22 protein-coding genes are annotated in these 23650 nt (G+C 40.0%); 4 read left to right on the forward strand and 18 right to left on the reverse strand.

What is annotated here, in order from left to right; all coding sequences use genetic code 11:
• The first annotated feature begins 2 nt into the window (after positions 1-2).
• The 4 genes from FTT98_RS01930 to FTT98_RS01945 all read left to right on the forward strand — a co-directional run bounded on the left by FTT98_RS01930 (position 3) and on the right by FTT98_RS01945 (position 3478).
• Positions 3-1193, forward strand: a complete 1191-nt coding sequence (locus tag FTT98_RS01930) for an HlyD family type I secretion periplasmic adaptor subunit (protein WP_180040048.1) — start codon at positions 3-5, stop codon at positions 1191-1193.
• Positions 1194-1295: 102 nt separating this feature from the next.
• Positions 1296-1895 carry a YigZ family protein gene (locus tag FTT98_RS01935; protein ID WP_180040046.1) on the forward strand — a complete coding sequence of 200 codons (600 nt, stop codon included), beginning with the start codon at positions 1296-1298 and terminating at the stop codon, positions 1893-1895.
• On the forward strand, positions 1888-2505 hold the full coding sequence (locus tag FTT98_RS01940) for a DapH/DapD/GlmU-related protein (protein ID WP_180040044.1): 618 nt from the start codon (positions 1888-1890) through the stop codon (positions 2503-2505). The genes FTT98_RS01935 and FTT98_RS01940 overlap by 8 nt, the downstream gene beginning before the upstream one ends.
• 130 nt (positions 2506-2635) lie before the next feature.
• Positions 2636-3478, forward strand: coding sequence for a universal stress protein (locus FTT98_RS01945; RefSeq protein WP_078188753.1), 843 nt, complete (start codon positions 2636-2638; stop codon positions 3476-3478).
• Positions 3479-3644: 166 nt separating this feature from the next.
• Here FTT98_RS01945 and FTT98_RS01950 read toward each other — a convergent pair whose 3' ends face one another.
• The 18 genes from FTT98_RS01950 to FTT98_RS02025 all read right to left on the reverse strand — a co-directional run bounded on the left by FTT98_RS01950 (position 3645) and on the right by FTT98_RS02025 (position 23439).
• Positions 3645-4310, reverse strand: a complete 666-nt coding sequence (locus FTT98_RS01950; protein ID WP_078193558.1) for an O-methyltransferase — start codon at positions 4308-4310, stop codon at positions 3645-3647.
• A 131-nt stretch (positions 4311-4441) separates the two neighbouring features.
• Positions 4442-5164: a D-Ala-D-Ala carboxypeptidase family metallohydrolase gene (locus FTT98_RS01955; RefSeq protein WP_078188751.1), complete on the reverse strand. Its 723-nt coding sequence runs from the start codon at positions 5162-5164 to the stop codon at positions 4442-4444.
• 138 nt (positions 5165-5302) lie between these two features.
• Positions 5303-5626: a ferredoxin FdxA gene (gene fdxA, locus FTT98_RS01960; protein WP_004651686.1), complete on the reverse strand. Its 324-nt coding sequence runs from the start codon at positions 5624-5626 to the stop codon at positions 5303-5305.
• Positions 5627-6011: 385 nt separating this feature from the next.
• Positions 6012-8642, reverse strand: a complete 2631-nt coding sequence (gene mutS, locus FTT98_RS01965) for a DNA mismatch repair protein MutS (RefSeq protein WP_180064208.1) — start codon at positions 8640-8642, stop codon at positions 6012-6014.
• A gap of 286 nt (positions 8643-8928) precedes the next feature.
• Positions 8929-9084 (reverse strand): hypothetical protein, encoded by a 156-nt coding sequence (locus FTT98_RS18305; protein ID WP_373685111.1) that lies wholly within the window; start codon positions 9082-9084, stop codon positions 8929-8931.
• 76 nt (positions 9085-9160) lie between these two features.
• The gene (locus FTT98_RS18310) at positions 9161-9259 is read right to left on the reverse strand and encodes a hypothetical protein (protein WP_257231037.1); all 99 of its coding nucleotides are present in this window, start codon (positions 9257-9259) and stop codon (positions 9161-9163) included.
• Positions 9260-9449: 190 nt separating this feature from the next.
• A complete protein-coding gene (locus FTT98_RS18315) occupies positions 9450-9941 on the reverse strand; it encodes a hypothetical protein (RefSeq protein WP_373685112.1) in 492 nt (163 codons plus the stop codon).
• A 250-nt stretch (positions 9942-10191) separates the two neighbouring features.
• On the reverse strand, positions 10192-12159 hold the full coding sequence (locus tag FTT98_RS01975; RefSeq protein ID WP_373685113.1) for an esterase/lipase family protein: 1968 nt from the start codon (positions 12157-12159) through the stop codon (positions 10192-10194).
• A 167-nt stretch (positions 12160-12326) separates the two neighbouring features.
• Positions 12327-13241 carry an ABUW_2363 family tetratricopeptide repeat lipoprotein gene (locus FTT98_RS01980; protein WP_180048902.1) on the reverse strand — a complete coding sequence of 305 codons (915 nt, stop codon included), beginning with the start codon at positions 13239-13241 and terminating at the stop codon, positions 12327-12329.
• A gap of 105 nt (positions 13242-13346) precedes the next feature.
• Positions 13347-14156, reverse strand: a complete 810-nt coding sequence (cysE, locus tag FTT98_RS01985; RefSeq protein ID WP_180003858.1) for a serine O-acetyltransferase — start codon at positions 14154-14156, stop codon at positions 13347-13349.
• Positions 14149-14991, reverse strand: a complete 843-nt coding sequence (locus FTT98_RS01990; RefSeq protein ID WP_078193553.1) for an RNA methyltransferase — start codon at positions 14989-14991, stop codon at positions 14149-14151. The genes cysE and FTT98_RS01990 overlap by 8 nt, the downstream gene beginning before the upstream one ends.
• A gap of 51 nt (positions 14992-15042) precedes the next feature.
• On the reverse strand, positions 15043-18615 hold the full coding sequence (gene dnaE, locus FTT98_RS01995) for a DNA polymerase III subunit alpha (RefSeq protein WP_180176931.1): 3573 nt from the start codon (positions 18613-18615) through the stop codon (positions 15043-15045).
• A 152-nt stretch (positions 18616-18767) separates the two neighbouring features.
• Positions 18768-19439 (reverse strand): hypothetical protein, encoded by a 672-nt coding sequence (locus FTT98_RS02000; protein WP_257220665.1) that lies wholly within the window; start codon positions 19437-19439, stop codon positions 18768-18770.
• A gap of 172 nt (positions 19440-19611) precedes the next feature.
• On the reverse strand, positions 19612-20307 hold the full coding sequence (locus FTT98_RS02005) for a methionine ABC transporter permease (protein ID WP_078188742.1): 696 nt from the start codon (positions 20305-20307) through the stop codon (positions 19612-19614).
• A complete protein-coding gene (locus tag FTT98_RS02010; protein WP_180039990.1) occupies positions 20304-21329 on the reverse strand; it encodes a methionine ABC transporter ATP-binding protein in 1026 nt (341 codons plus the stop codon). The genes FTT98_RS02005 and FTT98_RS02010 overlap by 4 nt, the downstream gene beginning before the upstream one ends.
• A 75-nt stretch (positions 21330-21404) precedes the next feature.
• Positions 21405-22277, reverse strand: coding sequence for a MetQ/NlpA family ABC transporter substrate-binding protein (locus FTT98_RS02015; protein WP_168377622.1), 873 nt, complete (start codon positions 22275-22277; stop codon positions 21405-21407).
• Positions 22278-22625: 348 nt separating this feature from the next.
• The gene (locus FTT98_RS02020; protein ID WP_039254797.1) at positions 22626-23096 is read right to left on the reverse strand and encodes an IS5/IS1182 family transposase; all 471 of its coding nucleotides are present in this window, start codon (positions 23094-23096) and stop codon (positions 22626-22628) included.
• The gene (locus FTT98_RS02025; protein WP_071851480.1) at positions 23044-23439 is read right to left on the reverse strand and encodes a transposase family protein; all 396 of its coding nucleotides are present in this window, start codon (positions 23437-23439) and stop codon (positions 23044-23046) included. Before FTT98_RS02025 ends, FTT98_RS02020 begins: the two co-directional genes overlap by 53 nt.
• Between the last annotated feature and the right edge of the window lie 211 nt (positions 23440-23650).

A 23650-nucleotide genomic window follows, 5' to 3' on the forward strand; every position in this document is an offset into this window, starting at 1 on the left:
TCATGAGTGAAAATAAACAAGAAATACAACGCTCGACCAAAGTCAGCTTTAAAGAGCCACCATTACCAAAATCGAGTTTAATCATTTGGATTATTACGATTGGTCTGGCTATTCTTTTAATCTGGGCTTGGTTATTCAAATTAGAGGAAGTCTCTACAGGTACAGGTAAAGTGATTCCATCTTCGAAAGAACAAATTGTTCAGTCGCTTGAGGGAGGGATTTTAACCAAATTGAATGTGAAGGAAGGTCAAATTGTTGAACAAGGTCAAGTCCTTGCACAACTCGATCCAACTCGTTTTGCATCAAATGTCGGTGAAACTGAGTCTTTACTTGTGGCATCTCGTGCAACAGCAGCGCGTTTACGTGCAGAAGTGAATGGTACGCCACTCAGTTTTCCTGAAGATGTTCAAAAGATTCCGGCCTTAGTGAATGAAGAGACTGCTTTATATCGTTCACGTCGTGCAAACTTGGAAGAATCAGTTGCAGGCTTAAAACAAGCTTTGGTATTGGTTCAACAAGAATTGGCCATGACTGAGCCGCTCGTTGCCAAAGGTGCAGCAAGTGAAGTTGAAGTGCTTCGTTTAAAGCGTTCAGCGAATGACTTACAAAATCAGTTAAACGATGTCCGTAACCAATATTTGGTGAAATCACGGGAAGAATTGTCGAAAGCCAATACGGATATTGAATCACAGCAACAAGTGGTGAAAGGCAAATCGGATACGTTGAGTCGTACGGTATTTAAATCTCCAGTACGTGGTGTGGTCAAAGAAATTGATGTGATGACATTGGGCGGTGTGATTCCGCAAAATGGTAAATTGATGACTATTGTACCCTTGGATGAACAGCTTTTGGTTGAAGCACGTATTTCACCGCGGGATATTGCTTTTATTCGTCCGGGTCAAGAAGCCTTAGTTAAAATTACGGCTTATGATTATTCGATCTATGGCGGCTTAAAAGGTAAAGTGACCGTCATTTCACCAGACACGTTACGTGATGAAGTGAAACAAGATCAGTTCTATTATCGTGTTTATATCCGTACAGATAGTGATAAATTAAGCAATAAAGAAGGTAAAAGTTTTAGTATTACACCGGGTATGGTGGCAACAGTTGATATCCGCACAGGCTCGAAAACTGTACTTGAATATTTAATCAAGCCATTCAATAAAGCCAAAGAAGCACTTCGCGAACGTTAATAACGCAGTGCCAATCAAGCCTCCAGTTTTGGAGGCTTTTTTGTGGATGTAAGTCTTTCAAAAAACGCTATAATGTCCTTTGATACAGGATCTAAAGACGTTATGCCATTTACACTCGCCGCACAGTTTGAATATGAAGAAGACATTAAAAAAAGTCGTTTTCAAGCCATCGCAGTTCCTGTGGAAAATGAACAAGCCGTTAAAGAATTTCTCGAAGCCAATAAGGATATCTCAACAACACATCAGTGTTGGGCATGGAAAATTGGACATACCGTACGTTTTAATGATGATGGTGAGCCTTCAGGCACAGCAGGTCGGCCCATTCTAGCAACCATAGAAGGGAATGACCTAACCAATGTTTTGGTCTTGGTTAATCGTTGGTATGGCGGAATTAAGCTCGGGACTGGGGGCTTGGTACGTGCCTATGGTGGCTGTGCCGGTCAATGCCTTTTACAAGCTGAAAAAATTGAACTCATTGAGAAGAAAAAAGTGCAATTTAGTTGTCAGTTTAATGAGTGGGCAATTTTCCAATATGAACTCAATCAGCAGCAAATTGAATTTCAGGAAGACTACACAGTGGAAGGTGTAAATGTACTTGCATCATTGCAAATTCATCAAATCCAACCACTGCAGTTAAAGATACAAGATGTAACTCGCGGACGTGAACAACTGCATATCGTCGAGGCTGATGAAGATGAATGAACAAGATCCATTATTGAAATATCGAGAGCAACATAAGCATCGTCTGAATTATATGCCTTGGTTGTATTGGTCACTTAAACCGAAAAATCGTGGTTGGGCCGAAGCTTGGCAACAGGAATATCAAGACTATCTCAAATCGATGGAAACCGTTGAAATTGGTGAAAACTGTTTTATATCGCCATTGGCTCATATTTTTGCCGAACCGGGACGTAAGATTGTTATTGGAGATAACAGCTTTATTGCGGCGGATTGCACTTTGCATGGCCCAATAGAAATAGGCAATGAAGTGGCGATCAATCATCACTGTATTTTAGATGGTGGGCGAGTGGGCATCAAAATTCACGATCAGGTTCGTATGGCGGCATATTGCCATTTATACGCTTTTGATCATGGAATGGATGTTAATCAACCCATTTATCAGCAGGCTGTACGATCACAAGGGATTGAGATAGAGCGTGATGTTTGGTTAGGGGCGCATGTTGGAATCAAGGATGGCATTCACATTGCTGAGCAGGCTGTGGTCGGTATGAACAGTATGGTGACGAAAAATGTTGAAGCGCGTGCAATCATTGCGGGAAATCCTGCAAAACTCATTCGATATCGTGAATAAATAATCGCCAAATAGGTCATAAATCGTTTTTATGCTTACACAAATGCATGCACAGTGAAACAGAGTTGTGATAAGTTAAAAATAACAAACAACATTTTATAGCCAAGCAATAATAAAACGAGGGCTAATCATGAAACGAGTTATCGCCTGTATCGACTCTTCTCCATGCATTAATGCACTAGCTGATGCTGCTGCTTGGGTTGCTAAACAAACTCACCGTGAGTTGGTTTTACTGCAAATACTTGATTACTATCCGGCAAGTTATCACTTAGGTGAAATCAGTGGAGTGATTGGGTTTGAAAGTAATGCTATGCTCTTGAAAGAACTCGCGGAGTTAGAACAAAAACAAAGTGATTTAGCGTTAGATTATAGTAATAACTTGCTCAAACACATTTCTGAAATGATCCAAGATAAGCATGGTATTCAAACCACCCATATTCAGGAAAAGGGCGACTTCTTAGAGCAAAGTTTTAATGTGTTGCAAGATGACGATATTGTTTTAATTGGTCGCGTGGGTGAACGTTCAGCAGAGCGCAATAAGCCGCTTGGTAGTAATGTTGAAAACTTTATACGTGGTGCAAGTTGTACAGTTATGACTGTAGGGCCAACGTTTAAACCACCGACTCGTTTTATTTTTGCCTATGAATATTCGCCTAAATGCGTTGAGTTAATGAAGCGTGTGGCACAAAGTGATCTACTCAAACTCTTACAATGTCATTTGGTTTATGTTGGAGATCACCCACAAATCTTGGATGATCCAAAAAATTATTTAACCAATGCCGGTCTCGATGTGGTGACAGAATACCGTTATGGCGATGTTTCGGAAAATATTCTGGACTATCAACAAGAGCATGGCATTCAGTTAATCGTACTTGGCGCTTTTAGCCACAGTAAAATCCATCAGTTCTTCTTGGGCAGTATCACCACCAGTATTTTCAGAAATTCGAGTGTTCCATTGTTGGTTGTAAAATAAGTTGAGCAAACGAACAGAGTTGATTTAAAAACAATCAGAGTTATCCTCATAAATTGTGGATAACTCTGTGTGCAGTGTTTATAAGTAATTGTTTTGAAAATAAAATACTGTATTGATTATTTTTTATACCTTTACTCAAGATGTCTAAAAAACACCTCGATTAAGATTATTTAACGATTGCAATTGCAAAACCATCATGACCTTTACAACCTACAGTTTGAAGTGCCGTGCAGGATAAAATTTTCGGATGATTTTGCATAGCTTTGAACATATCACGAATACCTTCAATGCTTGGTTTATGGTTTTCAGCATTCAGAATCTCACCTGCACGAATCACATTGTCTAAAACAATCACTGTACCTGAATGAGATAAATTTAAGCTTAATTCTAAATATTCAGGGTAGCTCTGTTTGTCTGCATCGACAAAAATAAAGTCAAAAGGTTCGGTATCTTCAGGAAGGGCACGTAAAATATCTGCCGCACGACCACATTTCAGTTCTATCGTTTGTGCAAGCTTTGCATTATCAATATTTTCTTGACCGAGGGCAGCATGTGTATCACGACCTTCAATGGTCAGAATGTAACCATCTTCAGGTAAGGCACGTGCTAACCACATGGTGCTATAGGCTGCAAAAGTTCCAAGTTCTAAAACGCGTTTACACTTGTTCATTTGGATTAACATTTGAAGCAGCATGCCTTGATTAGCCGCTACAGCAAGATGATCAGGAAAGCCACGTTCATCCGTATGTTGAAGTGTTTGGGTCAATATTGGATCTTCAGGAATTAAATGTGAATCGATGTAAGCATCAATGTCTGTCCACATTTGTTGCATGTTGTCGCACCTCGTGATTGATGCAAGCATTTTAAACCTTTCCACCAACATCGCAATTTATTGTTCTATATTTGAATATTTTATGTACAAAAAAGACCTCCGAAGAGGTCTTGATATGACGATGTAATGTTTTAGTAATTACACATTGATGAGCGACTTGAGTGATCAGGCCCCCAAGTACGGTAGCCTTGAGTATCAATATGAATTTGTCCGCTGGCATATAAACCTAATCCCATATTGAGACTCTGCCCGTGTTGTGACCAAAATTGGCATAAACGGAACTTGGTATTTTCAATATAACTGTAGTCTTCGGGCTGCGGGTACGCAGGTCCAATACGGAAATCAATCGCAGAGTTGTATAAGTGACGAGATGAACTTGCACCACCGGCACACTGGTTCAAAGGCAAATCACGATAAACCGATGTCACTTCAAAGTCCGTTAAGATATTGGCAGCTACTAAATATTTAAAGACACGTAAGGTTGCAATTTGGTTTTGCCATAATTCACGGTTAGGTACCATATATTCTGAGCGACCACATTTTTGCCAGTCACGTGCAGTACGCATCAACTCAAATGAAGGAATGATATTGCCTACACCATTTTTCTCTAAAAAGACTTCATAGTCTCGAACGCGACGTAAATTATCGACAGACGCGACCCACGAATTGTAGGCATAAGGCACCACTTTAGGCGGGGCTTGTCTGATGGTCGTCACTTTTTCTTGAGGTATGTAAATACGTTTACCGTCGGGAGTTGTAATAGTGTGACCTTGTTTTTGTGGTGTAGTTGTACAACCAATGAAAACAAGAGGGAATATTGCAACGGACAATAATCCCTTGAGTAAATGCTTCATTATAGAAATCAATTATTTATAAACTCGTTCTATTTTAATCCAATTTGATTGAGAAAATTTGAATAATTTGCAATGAAATGTGTGCTTTAAGTATAAAAAAAGATCAGCATGTGCTGATCTTTTCATGAAAGCGTAAAATTACTTTTCAAGATATTGTAATTTATCAGCTTTACCGTTCCACTCTTCACGGTCGGCAGGTTGATCACCAATTTGAGTGATGTTCGGCCATTTTTGAGAAAGTTCAGTATTAAGTTCGATAAATACTTCTTGACCTTCAGGTAACTCATCTTCAGAGAAAATCGCGTTAGCTGGACACTCAGGTTCACATAGCGCACAGTCGATACATTCATCTGGATTAATAACAAGGAAGTTTGGACCTTCATAGAAACAGTCAACAGGGCAAACTTCTACGCAGTCTTGATATTTACATTTAATACAGTTTTCAGTGACAACAAAGGTCATGGCGACAGCTACCTAAAAAATATGGTTCTAATAAACTAATGGTGTATTTTAGGCAAAAAATAGGGTAACTAACAATTCCTTTTATTGATAATTATTATATGCAGTGCTGTTAAAATCACTAAAAACTGAACAATTTATGTAAATTTCACAATGAATGAGAATCATACTCAAAAACTAATTAAATTACATCTGTTTATCGAACAATATTTTTATGTGCATTTTAAGCATGAAACATTTTAGAACATTAATTTTTTATCAATTTATTGCTGAATAGCCGCGGTAGTAGATAGCAAACATTCACTAATTTACGCGTTTGAATGGTGTCAATGCAAAGAACACCTTCATTGGTGTTCTTTGCATATCTCATCTATCGCTTCTGCTCAATTTAGATCTTAAGTAAATCCTTTAAAGCGTAAAGCTGTTGTAATGCTTCACGTGGACTTAAGTTATCGATATCAATATCTGCTAAGGCATCAAGTACGGGCGATGTTTTTTCAACTTCAACTACGCGTTCAATGACTTCAGGCTCTGCGAGTGCCGAGAATAGATCGGTTTGTACAGCCGTATTGAGTTGCTGTTTTTGCTGAGTTTCTAATATATGAAGGCGATTTTGCGCTTCTTTGATCACAGCTGCAGGAATACCTGCAAGCTTTGCCACCTGTAGACCATGACTTTGACTCGCTGGGCCTTGTTGAACTTTATGCAGTAAGATCAGGTTGCCATTTAGCTCACGAGCAGTCACATGATAGTTATCTATATTGGCGTCTTTGCCTAACTCGGTGAGCTCAAAATAATGCGTTGCAAATAGGCATAAACATTTAATGCGACGGGTGAGATCGAGCACACATGCCCACGCCAAAGATAAGCCATCATAGGTACTCGTACCACGTCCGACTTCATCCATCAGTACCAATGATTGATTGGTCGCATGATGTAGAATCTGTGAGGTTTCAGTCATTTCCACCATGAAGGTTGATTTGCCTGTAGACAAGTCGTCGGCAGATCCTATACGGGTAAATATCCGATCGATCGGCCCTAATACGGCAGATTGGGCAGGGACAAAGCTACCACAGTAGGCTAATAAGCTGATTAAGGCAGTTTGGCGCATAAAGGTCGATTTACCGCCCATATTTGGCCCTGTGATAATCGCCATGCGGTGATTAAAGTCCAAACTAGTATCATTTGGAGTAAATGCTGATTTGCTCAGAGATTCCACAACTGGGTGACGTCCGGCTTTGATTTTGATCCCAACTTCAGGGCTATATTCAGGACGTGACCAATTTCGTAATCGAGCTTGATGGGCAAAATTAGCCAGTAAATCAATTTGCGCTATAGCGGCGCTCATCATTTGTAAGTTGCCAATATCTGCACGTAACTCATCAAGTAATAGCTCAAAGAGCATTTTTTCGCGCGCTAATGCACGTGACTCACTCGAAAGCACCTTATCTTCAAACGATTTCAGCTCAGGGGTAATGTAGCGTTCCGCATTTTTTAGAGTTTGGCGGCGAATATAATGATCAGGTGCTTGCTCAGCCTGTGCTCGAGTCAGTTCAATATAGTAGCCACTGACACGGTTATAGCCAATTTTTAAGGTTGAAATTCCGGTTTGTTCACGCTCTTTGATTTCGAGATCAATGAGGAATTGTCCTGCATGGTCACGAATTTTACGCAGTTCATCGAGTTCAGTGTCGAAGCCCTCGGCAATCACATTACCATCACGTAAAAGCACCGGCGGGTTTTCTACGATGGCAGACATAAGACGCTCATGTAAGCCGTGAAAATCACCCATTTCATCATTTAACTGAGCGATCAGCTTAGATTGATGTGCCTGAATGATCGGTTCAAGTGCATGTCGAAGATAGGGAATTTGTGCACAAGTTTGACGTAACTGAACAAGGTCTCGTGGTCGAGCACTGCCGAGCGCTACACGAGATAGCACTCGTTCAATATCGCCAATTTCCTTGAGAACTAAGCGGATCGGAGACTCATGATAGCCTTGCAGCATCGCTTGTGAAGCATCTAAACGCGCATCCAATAAAGCGGTATCTCGTAAAGGCTGCATTAAGGTACGACTTAATAGACGGCCACCCATCGCAGTTTGGCAATCATTGATTAGTTGGAACAGGGAAGTACCATGTTCAAATAGGGGATCAATCAGTTCTAAGTTACGACGAGTGACGGGATCGAGCGCCACGAAATCACTACTTTGTTCGAGTTGAATGCTGCGGATATGTGGTAAAGCGGTTTTTTGAGTGACTTTTGCATAGTGAATCAAAGCCGCTGCGGCAGCTTTCGCCAAAGGTAAATGGTCAATACCAAAACCTGAAAGTGTGGCTACTGCAAATTGGTCACACAGCGTTTTTTGCGCGTTATTTAAATTGAAGTCGACATTTGGACGCTTGGTAACAGGGCAGTCTAATTGACGTTTAATTTGCTCGACAATATTCGGGTCAATGAGATCTTCATCAATCAAAATTTCGCTCGGCATTAAACGTGAAAGTTCGATTGCCAATTGTTCCAGTTGATAGTCCATTTGCTGAACTTTAAAAATACCTGCACTGAGGTCTAGTAAAGCAATCCCGATTTGATTTTGTTGTAAGCAGATCGCGACTAAATTGGAACTTTGATGAGAGGCAATCAGTGCATCGTCTGTTAATGTTCCCGGGGTAATGATACGAACAATGCCGCGCTCAACTGGCCCTTTGCCAGTTACTTCACCAATTTGTTCGCAGATCACCACCGTTTCACCTTTTTTTACAAGGCGGGCTAAATAGCCTTCAGCTGCGTGGTACGGGACGCCAGCCATGGGAATGGGCTCACCATTGGCTTTACCACGATGCGTCAGTGTAATTCCTAAGAGTTTTGCTGCTTTATGCGCATCTTCAAAAAAGAGCTCATAAAAATCACCCATCCGATAAAACATCAGTGAATGCGGATTTTGCATTTTGACTGACATGTACTGTTGCATCATCGGGGTCAGGGTTGAAAGGTCAACTTTGGAATTATCAGCTTGCATGAAACGAAATACCTTAAAATAAAAATTTGTGCGCTGCTAAACGAAAAACACTGTTTTGATGAAAATTGGATTTAGAAAAAGTCCTTATATTTATATTGTCTCTTCATTCAAAACCACAGGTGTACGTTAACAAATCGTGTTGCTGATTCTAGCAAAAAAAGTGACAGGAAAATGCCAGAAAAGGTTTGTCTGCATGTAAAAAAAGCAGTCAAAATATTATTTATAAACGCTAAAAAGTCTGTGTGTAAATTCAACAATGGATAAATTCACAAAGCGATAGACTGACTCAAACATCTAGCTGCGCTTCACCCTCAGCTAATCGATATTGGTTGCGACCGCTGCCTTTTGCAAGGTAAAGCGCTTGATCGGCAGCCAATATAAATTTTTGAATTTTATCAGGTTTAGATGGAATGATCGTTTCCGTACCGATGCTAATCTTCACAAATTTAGACATATGGCTGGCTGGATGTGGAAGTTCGAGTGATTAAATTCTGCGTAATAAATCGGCTGCCAAAGGTTCAATTTTCAGCTTCAGTTAACACCCTAAAGAAGAGTAAAAAACCTTCGCTGCCATAGTGTGCAGCTAACTCACCATTTCGATTGGTGATTTGAGACAAAACCTCAGTAATTTGTGTGAGGCAGATGTCACCCGCCTGATGACCTAAATGATCATTTTAATTTTAAAAAAATCGATATCGATCACCATGATGCTTAAAGGCTGTTGATGGCGTAGGGCATAATGCCATAGCTGTTCTAAAGCTCCTTATAACGGACGACGGTTTGCTAGCCCAGTCAGTGGGTCATGTTCTACCAACCCGCAACCATGGCAATATAAAAACGCATACCAACAAAGGCATAGATGATGACCACGGTATACATCATGGCAGCATGTAATAGCGCATCATTGTGATAATTACCAATCATGGTAATGATGATAAATGTGATCGCAACAGCGCACATCGAGCCTAAACAAGTATAAGCATCAAAATAACGGTTCAAACGCGGAACAAAAGATAAAACCCATGCACTCAGAATGATAATCCCCACCCAAATGTACAGAGAAATCCATAAAACTGCGTCATGACCCGCAGGAATCACTTGATAAATCCCCGAACATAACAGGGCATACAGGAAAAAAATAATGATCCCGCGAAAACGAAATTCTTTCGCCGCTTCATCACGGTAGAGCGGCTGATAAATGGATTCTAAATTTGGCGTAAAATAAACTTTATTTAATCGAGTTTTGATTAAACCCTCAATTTCATCCCGATGAAGTAACTTTGAGCCTTTTAATTTCATAATTCGATATGCTCATAAAAAATTTAGGATATGTGCACAACTTTTTTGTCTATATTTAACCCGTATTTATCTCTAATATAAGATTTGTATAAAATTTAACAAGTGATTTTGAGTTTTAAAATGATTAAAAAATAAAGGCTTATATAATAATTATGTGAATATTGGCATATTCAAGTAAATGCAGAAATGAAAAAAACCGATCCTGAGATCGGTTTTAAAATATGTAGATCAAATTAAATGCTGTATTGGATTATGGTTTATAGAGGCCAAGTTCAATCAAATGCAAACGTAATATACGGCGTAGTTCGAGTACAGCTTCTGGGGTTTCTTGAATTGAATGACCACCTTTAATGATCTTTTCTGAAACAGCACCCTCTAAATGCGCACTGGTGTATGGCACGACATCATCTGAGATTACATTTTTATCTTGGCTGTTGGTGTTATTTCCCATAATTGAGTGAAACTTCAAACCTATACGTGGCTGAATATCTTCAGTGAGCGCAATAAATTTGGATTGGTGGCTTAAGTCACTTGGTCCATTTTGGATTAAGCCGTGGTCGATTTCACGGAATAAATCTTTCAGGTCTTCTTCCTGAGTTAACACATCACCCATGGCTGATAAGAAAGCGCCCGGAAGTTTAATGATTTTTCGAGCAGCTTTGGTAAACCAACGATCTGCGTATTCAGTACCACGATGCGGTGCAGCCAAGAAAATCGCACGGCTGAAATTTGGAATATCGTCAATTACCATACGCTGCTTCACGACTGGAATATTGCGGTACTGATTTAATTGACGTGAGTTCATCATTTTCAAAGCAGATTGTGTGGTATCGGCTTGGCTAACCAGTAGTCGTGCAATAATTCCGCCCATACTATGACCAACTAAAACCGCATCTTTTTTAGCTGCAGCATTGGCGTCGACTTTATTAAAAGTTTGAGTCAATATGGAATAAATTTGGAAGCGGCTTTCAATAATCGGCATGTTGGTTGAATAGAACACTTGCCACACTTGATAATGCTCACGTAGCACAGAATCGCCCATAATATCGTTAGTCAGACGAATCCATGCTTCAGGGCTACTAGCAAGACCATGTACCAAAACGATGACTTTTTTGTCAGGATTATATGGTTCAAGCATGTATAAATGTGGCATCGTGAGTTTTTCATCACGGTCAATCAGGGATAAATACGCTGCCTTGCCCAAGTTGTTTTGTGCTAACCAAAGACCATAAGGTGCAGAAAAATTGGCTGCAAGGGCATAGTTTTTATTGGCAATATTGACCTGTTCATATTTGTACGGGTCGTAAGCCTTAATTTGAAACTCATGCTGATTTAAAATTTGATCAACTGAAGTTGTGGTGCTTACAGGTTCCGCTGTTAAGGTTGCAGCTAAATAGCGCGCTTGATGGATATTAGGGTTTGAACCAGACGGATATTTAAAATCTATTGGGTTGATAATGTATTTGGCTTTGCCTGTTTCAACTATATGTTCTTCGGGTAAAACCACAAGGAATTCGGAACCAAAACCATCTCGGCGGGTAATTGAACGTAAACCTGAGAAGTTGAGGTTATAGGTTGACATCAATTGTTCAATTTTACGATTTTTGAGTTCTGGGTAATGGCTGAAGTCAATATGATAGGTGGTTTGTCCGACTTTGATCTGTTGGGTGACTTCTTGCGGTTTATAACGTAGTGCATAGCTGCTAACCAGTTTAGCAATCCCTTGATTATAGAAATCTCGGATTTGAACTTGGCGGTTATCAAAAATACGGTCAGCAGGCGCACGTTTGGTTTTAAACATATAGGCGTAGCTATAGCGAATACTTTTATCCAGTAGCGTCAGCTGTTGATCTAAACATTTGTTATAAGTGTCTTGTTCAATTTTTTGTTTTTCTTCTGATTTGTGGCTACTGAGAAGACCTAATTTACAGGCTGAAGAAGACTCATATTCAATGGCTTTTGCTAAATATAATTCACTTGCCGTAGACAATAATTGTTCATCTTGAATTTGAGGGATCTGTTGTAGTTCATCAACACAGGCTTTCGGGTCTTCTATACACGCTTTGGCTTCACGACCTGTCATCGACAAGACATTTAAACTGGCTTCGCTGAGTTTGTTTCGAGAAATAATACTTTCACGTTCATTGGCAATAGAAACGTTGAGTTTTTGGTTTTTGACACTGACGACCTGACATCCACTCAGTACGCTGGTACTCATGATTCCAAGGAGCAGTATTGTTTTAGTATTTAGCTGCATAAAGGGGTCGCACATTGGGTTGAATATTTTCAAATCATACGATAATTGTCAGGATTTTCAATTCGCCTTAAATGAAAAAAGACCGTTAAAACGGTCTTTTTTCAAAAGAATTTTCTAAATCGTTACAATTAAGATGTAGCTTTAGGTGGATTTAGAACTTGCCAAACATTCCAACGGCCTTGCTTTTCAATTTCTTGAATTAAACGATCAGCAACTTCTGCTTCTTGTGGATATTTAACTTTATAGTTCTTTAAAACCTGAATGGCGTTCTTTTTTTGTTCCATTGCAATGTAGTTATTTGCTGCAGAAAGATACGCTTCTTGAACACCGGCTTTCATTGCTTTGTCTAAGTATGGAATCGCTTCACGTTGACCACCACCTTCAGATAAACCAAAACCGAACCAGAAGTTTGCTTCTGCATCATTTTGGTTGATTTTTAAAATACGTTGTGCGTAAGTTAATGATTTAGTTGTGTACACAGAACCTAAGTCGAGGTTACGTGCCATCACACTGGCTTTAAATGCACGAACTAAAACATCAAAAGAAGCGTTGTCTTTAGATGCAAGGGTATCTAATTTTTGCGTCACTTCTTTAAGTTTAAGTTCAAACCCTTTACGTTCTTGGCGTTGAACAAAACGAGGTGGATAGTGACGTGCTTTACCTTCAACGAGCTGTAAGAAATCATCAATTTCAGTAATGTCGATTTCATTATCACCCGCTAAAGCAGCAAATTTCATTGAACGTACTTTGCTGTCTACAATTGGAATAATCAGACGGTTTTCTTCAAGTGTCAGTTGTTTAGATGGGTCGGTCGGGCTAGTTACCACCATCTTAGTCACAGGCTGTGCTGCAGCTTTTTGTAAATTTAATTCAAAAGGAGGTGGTGCATCGTAGTTAAATGGGTTGAGTGCGTAGAACGGTGGAGTCAGTTCAGGCTCTACAAAAATCATGGCATCTTTAGGAGCATTATTTTTAGTTGGGGCGCTTCCACAAGCGGCAAGGGTTAAAGCAATACAAGCAACTGCCAAGGGCTTAAGCGTCATATGATTCATCCATTAATTTATTTTATACAAAAAAGCATGTTGGTCAGTCTAAAAAAACTCTGAACAACATGCAAGTTAAAGGCAACTTATTATGATTGCTTTTGGTTAAGCTTTAGATTGATTACTTTGAGCTTCGCATTCGCGGCGCACATCTTCAATGATTTTAAGTTCTTCCTGACTAAAAGGTTGTTCATTAAGCTGTTGCTTTTTGAACGTTGGGTCAAGGAGAGACAAACGCTGACACAAATTATTCATACGTTTTTCATTGTGCTGAATACGATCTAACAATACACGCATACCTTCTAACATCGGGTCAGTTTGGTCTTGGGTTGCAGCATAAGGCTGAAAACCAATACTTTCTGCATAATCGCGACGACGGCTTTCAGCTTCATCTTTTGGCTTATCTTTCGTGATAAAGCGTGCTGGATTACCTACAGCGGTAGTATCCGCAGGAACTTCTTTGGTCACCACGGCATTTGAGCCGACTTTGGCATTTTTACCTACCGTAAATGGGCCTAAGATCTTTGCACCAGCGCCAACCACTACGCCATCTTCCAAGGTGGGGTGACGTTTGCCTTTATTCCAAGTTGTGCCCCCTAAGGTCACACCATGGTAAAGGGTGACATCATCACCAATTTCAGCTGTTTCACCAATCACCACACCCATACCGTGGTCAATGAAGAAACGACGACCGATTTTCGCACCCGGATGAATCTCAATGCCTGTGGCAAAGCGGCTAAAAGAAGACAATAAGCGAGCTGAGCCTTTACACTCTTTTTTCCAAAGTTCATGTGCCATACGATGCATGATCAAGGCATGAATTCCTGGATAAGTCGTTAAGACTTCGAGCGTATTTCGTGCAGCAGGATCGCGCGCGAATACAGCCTGTATATCTTCTTTAAGCTGCTTAAGCATTAGATTGATCCTCATTGTCTGTAGATTTTTTCCATGTTCCGTTATTTAAAGCCTGTACTCGGCTAAAGATGCCACGTAATAAGTGGTATTCCATACGATCTAATTGTATACGTCCAAATAAGCGACGCAAGCGTAAAGGTAATAATCTTGGATTTTTTGGATCCATAAATTCAATCTCTGCCAGCATTTTTTCAATATGCGGGTAGAACTGTTCCATCATTTCATGGGTCACTAACGGTTCATCCCATTCCATATCAATGTCATCTGTCACATGCATATTGGCATCAGGATTTGCCGTTAACTCAGTATGTGCAAGGGCAGCCATACGCATTTCATAGCAAATGACTTGAATCGCTTGGGCAACGTTTAAGACGCCATATTCAGTATTTACTGGAATAGTGACGTGGTAGTTGGCCATTGCCAATTCTTCATTGGTCAAACCACGGTCTTCACGGCCAAACACCACGGCAATTTCTTGTTGTTGTTCACAGACCGCTTTGAGAGACATTTCAGCAGCAGGGCGAGCATCAAGCAGTGGCCATGGGATGGTACGACTACGCGCACTGGTACCAAAGACAATATGACAATCTTTAATGGCATCTTCTAATGATTCAACGATTTCAATTTGATCAATTAAATCGACAGCACCGGCAGCCAAGGCATTAATGTCTGGATGCGGGTAAGTCTTAGGTGCAACTAAGACCAGCTTTGAAAGTCCCATGGTTTTCATGGCACGTAATGCACTACCAATATTTGCGGGTAATGTTGTATTCACCATGACAATACGCACATGGGAGAGATGTGCTGAAACCGCAGCATTGTCAGTTTGATTCATGATATTTCCAATATGTTTATTTAAAAAAGCAGTTCAAACAGCGTTTAAACTTTAAGAAAATTGATTGGCTTCTGCTTGGTATAAATCCATGGCATCATCCATGCTCATCCCATCTGGCGGTGGCGGAACCTGCGCAGGAATAGAGGCTTGTTCATAACTTACTGCTTTGGCAGCTTTGGATTTGACATGATATTCGACATGCAAAGATTCTTTACCGAAGTAGTCACGCAGCTTAGACAGTAATTCATCTAGTGGGGCAACTTTCCAGTTTAAGCCCAAATGAATGTCGGCCGTCGCATATGGATAGTCAATATATAACTGCACAGGGATATGCGTACACATATCGACATTGCAGAAAGGCAGTAAAATATCTTGGATGTCGCGTGATAGCGTTTTACTAAAATGTTCAGGTGTTAATTTAATTTGAATGGCATTGGCACGTTTTTGACGGATTTCATTCAAACTGAAGGCTTTAGTTAAGCGACCCATAGGGCGGTCAAAACCTTCACGTTCGTAAATTTCACCTTCAATGACCACCACTTTTTCGTTTTGAATCACATCTTTGAAGCGGTTAAAACGTTCGTGATTCGCAGACACTTCAATACGTGCAGTACCATCATCGAGCGTCACCATCATACGGTTCGGGAAGTTGGCAACATCGACGACGAGGCCTGCAAATACTGTAGTGACACCACGTCGTGTAGGCGTAAGCTCATTAATGCGCTGTGAAATAAAGGCTTTTAGCTCCGATCGATACACATCGATCGGATGACCTGTTAGATAAAGCCCAAGAGTATCTTTTTCACCTTTAAGCCGAACTTCATCTGACCACGGTTTAACAGGTTTAGAAGGTTTACGCTGAACTTCTTCAACTTCACCAAATAAATCCATCATCCCTGTTTCGCGGTTTGTACGGGCTTGGTCAGCCGCTTGTACAGCTTCTGGCAATTGCGCCATCAAGTCAGCGCGTTCTAATCCTAAACAATCCAATGCGCCACCACGAATCAATGCTTCAAGCGTGCGCTTATTGATTTTTTTTAGGTCAATACGATGGCAGAAGTCAAACAGATCTTTATATGGGCCATCTTGGATACGTGAGTCAATCACAGACTGCATGGCAGCTTCACCGACACCCTTGATCGCACCTAAACCATAGACGATGGTTTTTGGATCGCTGGCATGGAAATTATATAAAGACATATTGACCGAAGGTGGCAAGACTTCAAGACCATTAATACGACAGTCATCGATCAAGAACACCACGTTATCGGTATTCTGCATTTCCGAGGTCATCACTGCTGACATAAATTCAGCAGGGAAATGTGCTTTTAACCAAGCGGTTTGATATGCAACAAGGGCGTAGGCTGCGGCATGGGATTTGTTAAAACCATAGCCTGCGAATTTTTCCATATAATCGAAGATATGGTTGGCCGTATCTGCATCAATACCTTTGGTTGCAGCACCTTCAGTAAAGATCTGACGGTGCTTAATCATTTCTTCGACTTTCTTTTTACCCATGGCACGACGAAGTAAATCCGCGCCACCCAAGCTATAGCCAGCACAGAACTGCGCTGCCTGCATTACCTGTTCCTGATACACCATAATGCCGTATGTCGGTTCAAGGACACTTTCTAGTAATGGATGTAAGTATTCAAACTCGCCACCATGCATACGGTAAATAAAGTCTGGAATCAGGTCCATCGGGCCTGGACGGTATAAAGACACGAAAGCAATAATTTCTTCGAACTTACTTGGACGTGCCTCTTTCAGCATTTTTTTCATGCCGACGGATTCAAACTGGAAGACTGCTGTGGTGTTTGCATCTGCGAACACAGCATAGGCAGGTTTGTCATCCAAAGGAATTAAGGAAATATCGACAGGTGTAGTGATATCTGGACGGGCATTAATGTGCTTAATGGCATCTTCGATTACCGTTAAGTTACGTAAGCCCAAGAAGTCGAATTTAACTAGACCTGCAGCTTCCACATCGTCTTTATCGAATTGGGCTACACGGTTAGTTCCATCTGCATCACATAGGACAGCCGAATAGTCAGTTAACTTAGTTGGTGCAATAACCACACCACCGGCATGTTTACCTGTATTACGGGTAATGCCTTCAAGTTTGAGTGCCATTTCCCAAATTTCGGCTGCATCGTCGTTATCAGGATTTGATGGGTTGGTGACAATATCTTTGAGCTGTGGTTCGGCCTCAATCGATTCTTCCAAACTTAAACCTAAAGGCTTGGTTGGAATCATTTTAGAAATACGGTCAGCCAAACCATAAGATTTACCCAAGACACGGGCTACGTCACGAATTGCACCTTTTGCCGCCATGGTACCGAAAGTTGCAATCTGAGAGACCGCATCTCGACCATAAGTGCGTGCAACATAGTCAATAACACGGTCACGACCTGCAATACAGAAATCGACGTCAAAGTCGGGCATTGATACACGTTCAGGGTTTAAGAAACGTTCGAACAGTAGGTCATAACGTAGTGGGTCTAGGTCGGTAATTTTTAAACTATAGGCAACCAAGGAACCTGCACCCGAACCACGGCCTGGACCAACAGGCACGCCATTACCTTTAGACCATTGAATAAAGTCCATGACAATTAGGAAATAACCTGGGAATTGCATAGTCAGGATGATCCCGACTTCATAAGCCAAACGTTCATCATAAGGCTTACGAATTTCTGGCCAGTCGTCACCACGTTGTTCGACAGGGTACAAATGCGCTAAACGTTCTTCTAAACCTTCTTTTGATAAATGTTCAAAATAGGTGTCAATTGTATGACCTTCAGGAATTGGATAATCGGGAAGGTCATGGAAGCCTAAACGTAGTGACACATTACAGCGTCGTGCAATGTGATAGGTATTTTCTATAGCCGTTGGAATGTCTGCAAACAGCTCCGTCATTTCCTCGGCAGTTTTAAAATACTGTTCAGGGCTATAATTTTTAGGGCGACGATTGTCACCAAGGACATAACCATCGGCAATACAAACGCGTGCTTCATGTGCCTCGAAATCTTCTTTACGTATAAAATGCACATCGTTATGAGCAACCACACCAATGTTAAATTTCTTCGCAAGTTTTACTGCTTCGTGAATAAAGTCTTCTTCACCCGAGCGCTCAGTCCGTGTAATCGCTAGATAAACACGATTGCCAAATTTTTCGACCCATTCAGCTAACAGAGGTTCAGCTTTTTGCGGGTTGGAAGAGCAAAGCATTTTGCCGACATCACTTTGCATACCCAGTAAAACAATCAGGTCTTGGTGTTGATTTAAAATCCAATCTTTTTTTACGCAAGGAATATCAAGCTGTTGACCTGAAATATAACCTTCAGAAACCAACTCTGTTAGACTGCGCCAACCTTTATTGGTCATCGCTAGAAGAGTAGCTTTGTGCTCAGCATCATTCAAACGAAGGGTCGAACCAAAAATCGGTTTAATGCCTTTATCTAAGCACTTTTTATAGAATTTTACAGCAGCATGTAGATTTGAAAGGTCAGTAATGGCCAGAGCGGGCATTTCATCTGCAGCTGCAGCTTTTACAAGATCAGGTATACGTACAATAGATTCAGTAATGGAAAATTCTGTAAAAATACCAAGATGTACAAAGTGCATAGATGAGTCCCTGCGAAAACAGCTGCTGATTTTAGCATGCTCTGAGTTCAAACTTGCGTTTATTGCATGGCTTTATACAGATTTATAAATTCACTGTTTAATCAATAAACGCTGTATGATAATCACCATTTAGCAAGCAATACCTTGATTAACTAAAAAGCTATCAATTTGCTATTTTTAAAGTTGAAGAGTAGATTGCCAATATAGGGTAAATCATAGTTATGCGGCTCTTTCAGCACGCATTTTGCATGAGTCGGTGAGAGTAAAATCACATAAGCAATTTCATTGGGATTGGCTAATTTTGCACTTTTGGTAAAGTCTTTTACAAATTGTTGATAGTCATATTGGCTTATCAGATGTTTTGACCCAATTTGAATTTTATCGCGTATTTGAGTGGATTTATCCCATTCCATCCAAACATCCCCTTTGGTTTGTCCAAGTTGGGCGAAGCTGCTTTTATTTTTATAGAATGAATCATTTTTAACTTGAGGATTGTCCTCTGCATAAATTTCAAATTTTAGAAATTTACCTTTTGATGTGACATGAAATTCAGTATTGCCGGTACATTCTGAATATTCATATTTAAGCTTTACTGGATTTTTGCTGATTAATGCATTTGCTTTTGATGCAGGCAAGGGTAAGGCTAAGTCAACATCATTTACCTTAATACTAGTGACATAGTCATAATCAGCAATGGATGCAGATGCTGCTGAAGTGATCAATATCTCAGTTGTGAAAAAAGTTAAGCGGAAAATTTGTGCTGGCAGTGTAGTTTCCATGGGGAATATAAAATCCTGTTCTTTTGATGTTTTGTCGTAATTCAAGTTTTTGGAAACGTAATGTTGAGGGGCGAATTTTAAATTCTATTGTGTTGCTAATTTGCCGTCAAAGTAATTTAGGGTCAAAGAAATCTTGGTTTTAGTTCTGCATTAAAAACTAAATTTTAAACACTAAAAAGCCCTCCGAGGAGAGCTTAAATATATGAATTATGCAGGCTTAGCGCAGTTTCGATAACCAGTCCCCCAGACTTTGAACAATTTGTACCAAAATCAACAATACAATGACGGTCATGATGACCACGCTACTATCAAAACGTTGATAACCATAAGAAATGGCAAGATCACCGATACCGCCTGCACCTACTGCACCCGCCATGGCTGTTGCACCAATTAAGCTAATGGTTGCAGTCGTTAAGTTTAAAATTAAAGAGCTACGAGACTCTGGTAGGACAAATTTAGTAATGATTTGCAGCGGAGATGCACCCATCGCTTGAGCAGACTCAATGATGCCGTCATTCACTTCAAGCAACGAAGTTTCAATCAGACGACCAATGTAAGGACCAACATAGATTGTGAGAGGAACAATTGCAGCCCAAGTACCAATTGAAGTACCCACAATGACTTTGGTCAAAGGGATGACTGCAATCAGGAGGATAATAAATGGCAATGAACGCAGCGCATTCACTATCGGGTTCAAACCATGGTAGATGACACGGTTAGGCAAAATGCCTTGTGGACGTGAGACATATAAGATCACGGCCTGGATAAAACCCCAAATACAGCCGAAGAGCATGGCAAAGAACACCATGTGAAAAGTTTCTTGTAGGGCAGTGACGAACTGATCCATAGACAAAGAACTTTTCCAAAAGGGTGCTGTAATTTGAGTCAGCCATTGAACAATTAAATCTCTCATTGCTGAACTCCTGCTTGAGTGACTTCAACACCATGTTGTTCTAAGAACGCCACCGCTTGTTGAATCAATGCTGTATCACCTAATAGCTGAACGAACATTTGTCCAATCACCGCACCATTAATTTCAGTCATATTGGCAAACAAAATATTCAGGCTAATATCAAACTGTTTAATTACCGCCTGAATCACAGTTTCTTGTGCCGAACTGCCGAGGAATTTTAAACAATAAATACTGTTATGATTTTGATTTTCTAAATTATTTAAAATATTAACAGGGAGCTGTTGCTGTAATACAGTTTGAATAAAGTTTTTCGTTGTATTGTGTTTTGGCTGACTAAAAATCTCTAAAGTTGAGCCATGTTCGATGACTTTCCCTTGTTCCATTACCGCAACATAATCACAAACGGATTCAATCACATCCATTTCATGGGTGACCATGACAATGGTAATGCCTTGTTCTTGATTGATTTTCTTTAATAACGCCAATACCGATTTGGTGGTTTGCGGATCGAGAGCAGATGTTGCTTCATCACACAGTAAAATTTTAGGATGATTGGCAAGCGCACGGGCAATCCCGACACGTTGTTTTTGACCACCAGAGAGCTCATCTGGATAGGCATTTTTCTTATGTTTTAGGTCAATAAATTCGAGCAACTCTTCTAAACGTTTTTGGCGTTCAGCTTTAGCTACACCTAAAAGTTTAAGCGGCATTTCAATATTTTCTGCAACTGTTTTGGTTTGCAGTAAATTGAAGTGCTGGAAGATCATGCCAATATTGGTTCTTTCTTGACGAAGCTCTGCCGAATTTAAAGCAGTAAAGTCTTTATCATGAATAATAATTTGCCCTTCACTAGGACGTTCTAGCAAATTAATTAAACGGATTAAGGTACTTTTGCCTGCACCACTGTAGCCAATTAGACCGAAAATACAGCCATCTGGAATGTCCAGATTAATCTGATCCAGTGCTGTAACGGTTTGGCCTTTTAGCTCAAAATGCTTGGAGATATTTTTAAATTGGATCATAGCGTCAAAAAAGGGTTCAAAAATGAAAAAACAGGCAAAGTAAACTTTGCCTGTTTATTTGAAGAAATTATATTACTATTTTGCTTCAGTGAGGTAGCTAGTGGGTTTGTTTACATCAATTTTAGTACCACCAAAATGTTCATCGATGTAAGCTTTAACTGCTGGAGTGTGATAAAGCGCGCCTACTTTTTGTAGTACTGGGTCATTTTGACGGTCAGCAGCAACAGCAAGAATGTTCACGTTCATTTTTGTACTTTGATCGATTGGCTCATAGTAAACCGCATCTTTTAGTACGTTTAAACCACCTTCCATTGCAAGGGTATTACCCAAAACAATCGCATCAACTTCGTCTTTCACACGAACTGCCGTCGCCATTTGAATTGGCTTGATTACGATTTTCTTCGCATTTTCAGTGACGTCAGCAGGTGTGCCTTTTACATCGTCAAAATCAGCTTTAAGTTTGATTAAGCCAGCAGATTGAAGCAGTAATAATGCACGTGATTCGTTTGCACCATCATTTGGAATCGCAATGGTTGCACCTGTTTTAAACTCTTCAAGTTTTTTAACTTTGCTTGAATAGATACCCATGGGTTCTAAATAAGTTGTCGAAAGCGGTGCAATTTTATCTTTATTGTTGTCGTTAAACGCAACCATATAGGCATATGATTGGAATGCGTTAACATCAATTTCTTTATTCGCTACAGCAGTGTTCATAGACACATAGTCAGTGAAGTTTTTCACTTCAAGTTTAATGCCAGCTTCTTTGGTTTCAGGAAGCGAAGCAATGTAGCGCCAAATATCAGCATCCGAACCAGTCGAAGCCATAGTGACGGTTTGCACTTCTGCAGTGTCTTTTTGTTGTGCTGCGTCAGTTGCAGGAGCTTCTTGTTTACCACAGCCTGAAAGGCCAACAGATAAACCGAGAACTAATCCTAGGAGCTTTTTCATATATTCACCCGAGTAAATTTATAAAATTAATAAATTCACAAATCATATTATGGAGAGATTTACTTAAGTCTTTTATCAGACAGGCTGATAGATGCTTAATAATTTAAAATGCTACACAGACTTATACAATTAGATCTGAGTCTATTTCCAAATGGGAAAAGATAGCCATTGCAAGCTGCTGTAAACAAAAGATTTAATAAAGCAAATCTCTATATTTCGCTAGGCATCATATCAATTTTTTATTATTCAATATAGTGATTTAAAAAGTTATGCTTAGACCAAAAATGTAAATGGAATATGTTTAATTAAATAATTTAATAAGTAAAAACAATAGATTTCTTTCATAAGTCATTTTTCACTCAGCTCTAAGTTATAAATTCCAGCAATTAGATTGAATCTTAATGCTAGTCTTTTGCCTCGATTGCGATATCGCTCAGCAAGAATTTTGAAGGTTTTCAAACTGCCAAATACATGCTCAATTCCAATTCTTCTTTTATTGATTTCCTGATTATAGATTTTTAGTTCGGAATCCAGTTTACAGCGCTTCTTTGCTTTTAATGGCAACAAGCTATTTGGATACACTGTATAAATTCCCTGATAACCCTTATCCGCAAGGATAAATGCACCTGCAGGAATCTGATTCAAGTTACGTTTGAAGAGTTCGAAATCATGTACGGCACCACGACTCGTACATAAACTCAGGATTTTTTGAGTTTGATAATGAATGATGGCCTGTACTTTGAAAGTGTGGGTCTTTTTCTTGCCGCTATAGCTTTTCTTCTGTTTTTTTAGGCCTTTGGATTGGAATTTCTGTGGCATCCACGATCACAACATTCCAATCGATGCCTTCGCCCTCGGGTAAATCTTTGGGTAAATTAAAGAGATTGGACCGAATCAGGCAGTCTTCAACATGACGGACAATTCTTGAGGCTGTGGGCTCTGAAACCCCGTAGCTCGTCGCAACGTGAAATAAGGTTCGGTATTCCCGCCAATAGCTTAGACAGAGCAGAACCTGGTCTTCCAGGCTTAACTTGGGCGGTCTGCCTTTGGCAGGGACATGTTTCTTCAATTGCTCAACCATCAAATAGAAAGTTGACCATGAGATGCCTGTGTATCGCTTGAACTGAGGATCAGAAAGCTTGTTTGAATCGATGTATTTCATCCGCAGATTATGCACGAATGCTAAGAAATCCGGAGTGCAAATATTAACCAAAAAGAAGATCGTTTTTTGATTTATGAAAGAGATTAGGACTTACGCATTGACGGATTCAAAAAAGTATTAAAATACTTTATAAAGTATCTGTGATCAGACGAATTAAAAATGCTTCTACAGCAACTTGTACTCTACCCATTTATATGGGCTTTCTCATGAC

Source organism: Acinetobacter sp. YH12039, assembly GCF_013420015.1.
In the GTDB taxonomy this organism is placed as follows: Bacteria; Pseudomonadota; Gammaproteobacteria; order Pseudomonadales; family Moraxellaceae; genus Acinetobacter; species Acinetobacter amyesii.

What these genes read in the sequence shown, in the direction of transcription:
- fdxA (WP_004651686.1), bottom strand. Translation starts at nt 5,626, where the DNA reads ATGACCTTTGTTGTCACTGAAAACTGTATTAAATGTAAATATCAAGAC.
- FTT98_RS18315 (WP_373685112.1), bottom strand. Translation starts at nt 9,941, where the DNA reads ATGAAATTAAAAGGCTCAAAGTTACTTCATCGGGATGAAATTGAGGGT.
- FTT98_RS01945 (WP_078188753.1), top strand. Translation starts at nt 2,636, where the DNA reads ATGAAACGAGTTATCGCCTGTATCGACTCTTCTCCATGCATTAATGCA.
- FTT98_RS01940 (WP_180040044.1), top strand. Translation starts at nt 1,888, where the DNA reads ATGAATGAACAAGATCCATTATTGAAATATCGAGAGCAACATAAGCAT.
- FTT98_RS02005 (WP_078188742.1), bottom strand. Translation starts at nt 20,307, where the DNA reads ATGAGAGATTTAATTGTTCAATGGCTGACTCAAATTACAGCACCCTTT.
- FTT98_RS01990 (WP_078193553.1), bottom strand. Translation starts at nt 14,991, where the DNA reads ATGAATCAAACTGACAATGCTGCGGTTTCAGCACATCTCTCCCATGTG.
- FTT98_RS02025 (WP_071851480.1), bottom strand. Translation starts at nt 23,439, where the DNA reads ATGAAATACATCGATTCAAACAAGCTTTCTGATCCTCAGTTCAAGCGA.
- FTT98_RS01935 (WP_180040046.1), top strand. Translation starts at nt 1,296, where the DNA reads ATGCCATTTACACTCGCCGCACAGTTTGAATATGAAGAAGACATTAAA.
- FTT98_RS01975 (WP_373685113.1), bottom strand. Translation starts at nt 12,159, where the DNA reads ATGAGTACCAGCGTACTGAGTGGATGTCAGGTCGTCAGTGTCAAAAAC.
- FTT98_RS01930 (WP_180040048.1), top strand. Translation starts at nt 3, where the DNA reads ATGAGTGAAAATAAACAAGAAATACAACGCTCGACCAAAGTCAGCTTT.
- FTT98_RS01950 (WP_078193558.1), bottom strand. Translation starts at nt 4,310, where the DNA reads ATGCAACAAATGTGGACAGACATTGATGCTTACATCGATTCACATTTA.
- FTT98_RS01980 (WP_180048902.1), bottom strand. Translation starts at nt 13,241, where the DNA reads ATGACGCTTAAGCCCTTGGCAGTTGCTTGTATTGCTTTAACCCTTGCC.
- FTT98_RS02010 (WP_180039990.1), bottom strand. Translation starts at nt 21,329, where the DNA reads ATGATCCAATTTAAAAATATCTCCAAGCATTTTGAGCTAAAAGGCCAA.
- mutS (WP_180064208.1), bottom strand. Translation starts at nt 8,642, where the DNA reads ATGCAAGCTGATAATTCCAAAGTTGACCTTTCAACCCTGACCCCGATG.
- FTT98_RS02015 (WP_168377622.1), bottom strand. Translation starts at nt 22,277, where the DNA reads ATGAAAAAGCTCCTAGGATTAGTTCTCGGTTTATCTGTTGGCCTTTCA.
- cysE (WP_180003858.1), bottom strand. Translation starts at nt 14,156, where the DNA reads ATGCTTAAGCAGCTTAAAGAAGATATACAGGCTGTATTCGCGCGCGAT.
- dnaE (WP_180176931.1), bottom strand. Translation starts at nt 18,615, where the DNA reads ATGCACTTTGTACATCTTGGTATTTTTACAGAATTTTCCATTACTGAA.
- FTT98_RS01955 (WP_078188751.1), bottom strand. Translation starts at nt 5,164, where the DNA reads ATGAAGCATTTACTCAAGGGATTATTGTCCGTTGCAATATTCCCTCTT.
- FTT98_RS02020 (WP_039254797.1), bottom strand. Translation starts at nt 23,096, where the DNA reads ATGCCACAGAAATTCCAATCCAAAGGCCTAAAAAAACAGAAGAAAAGC.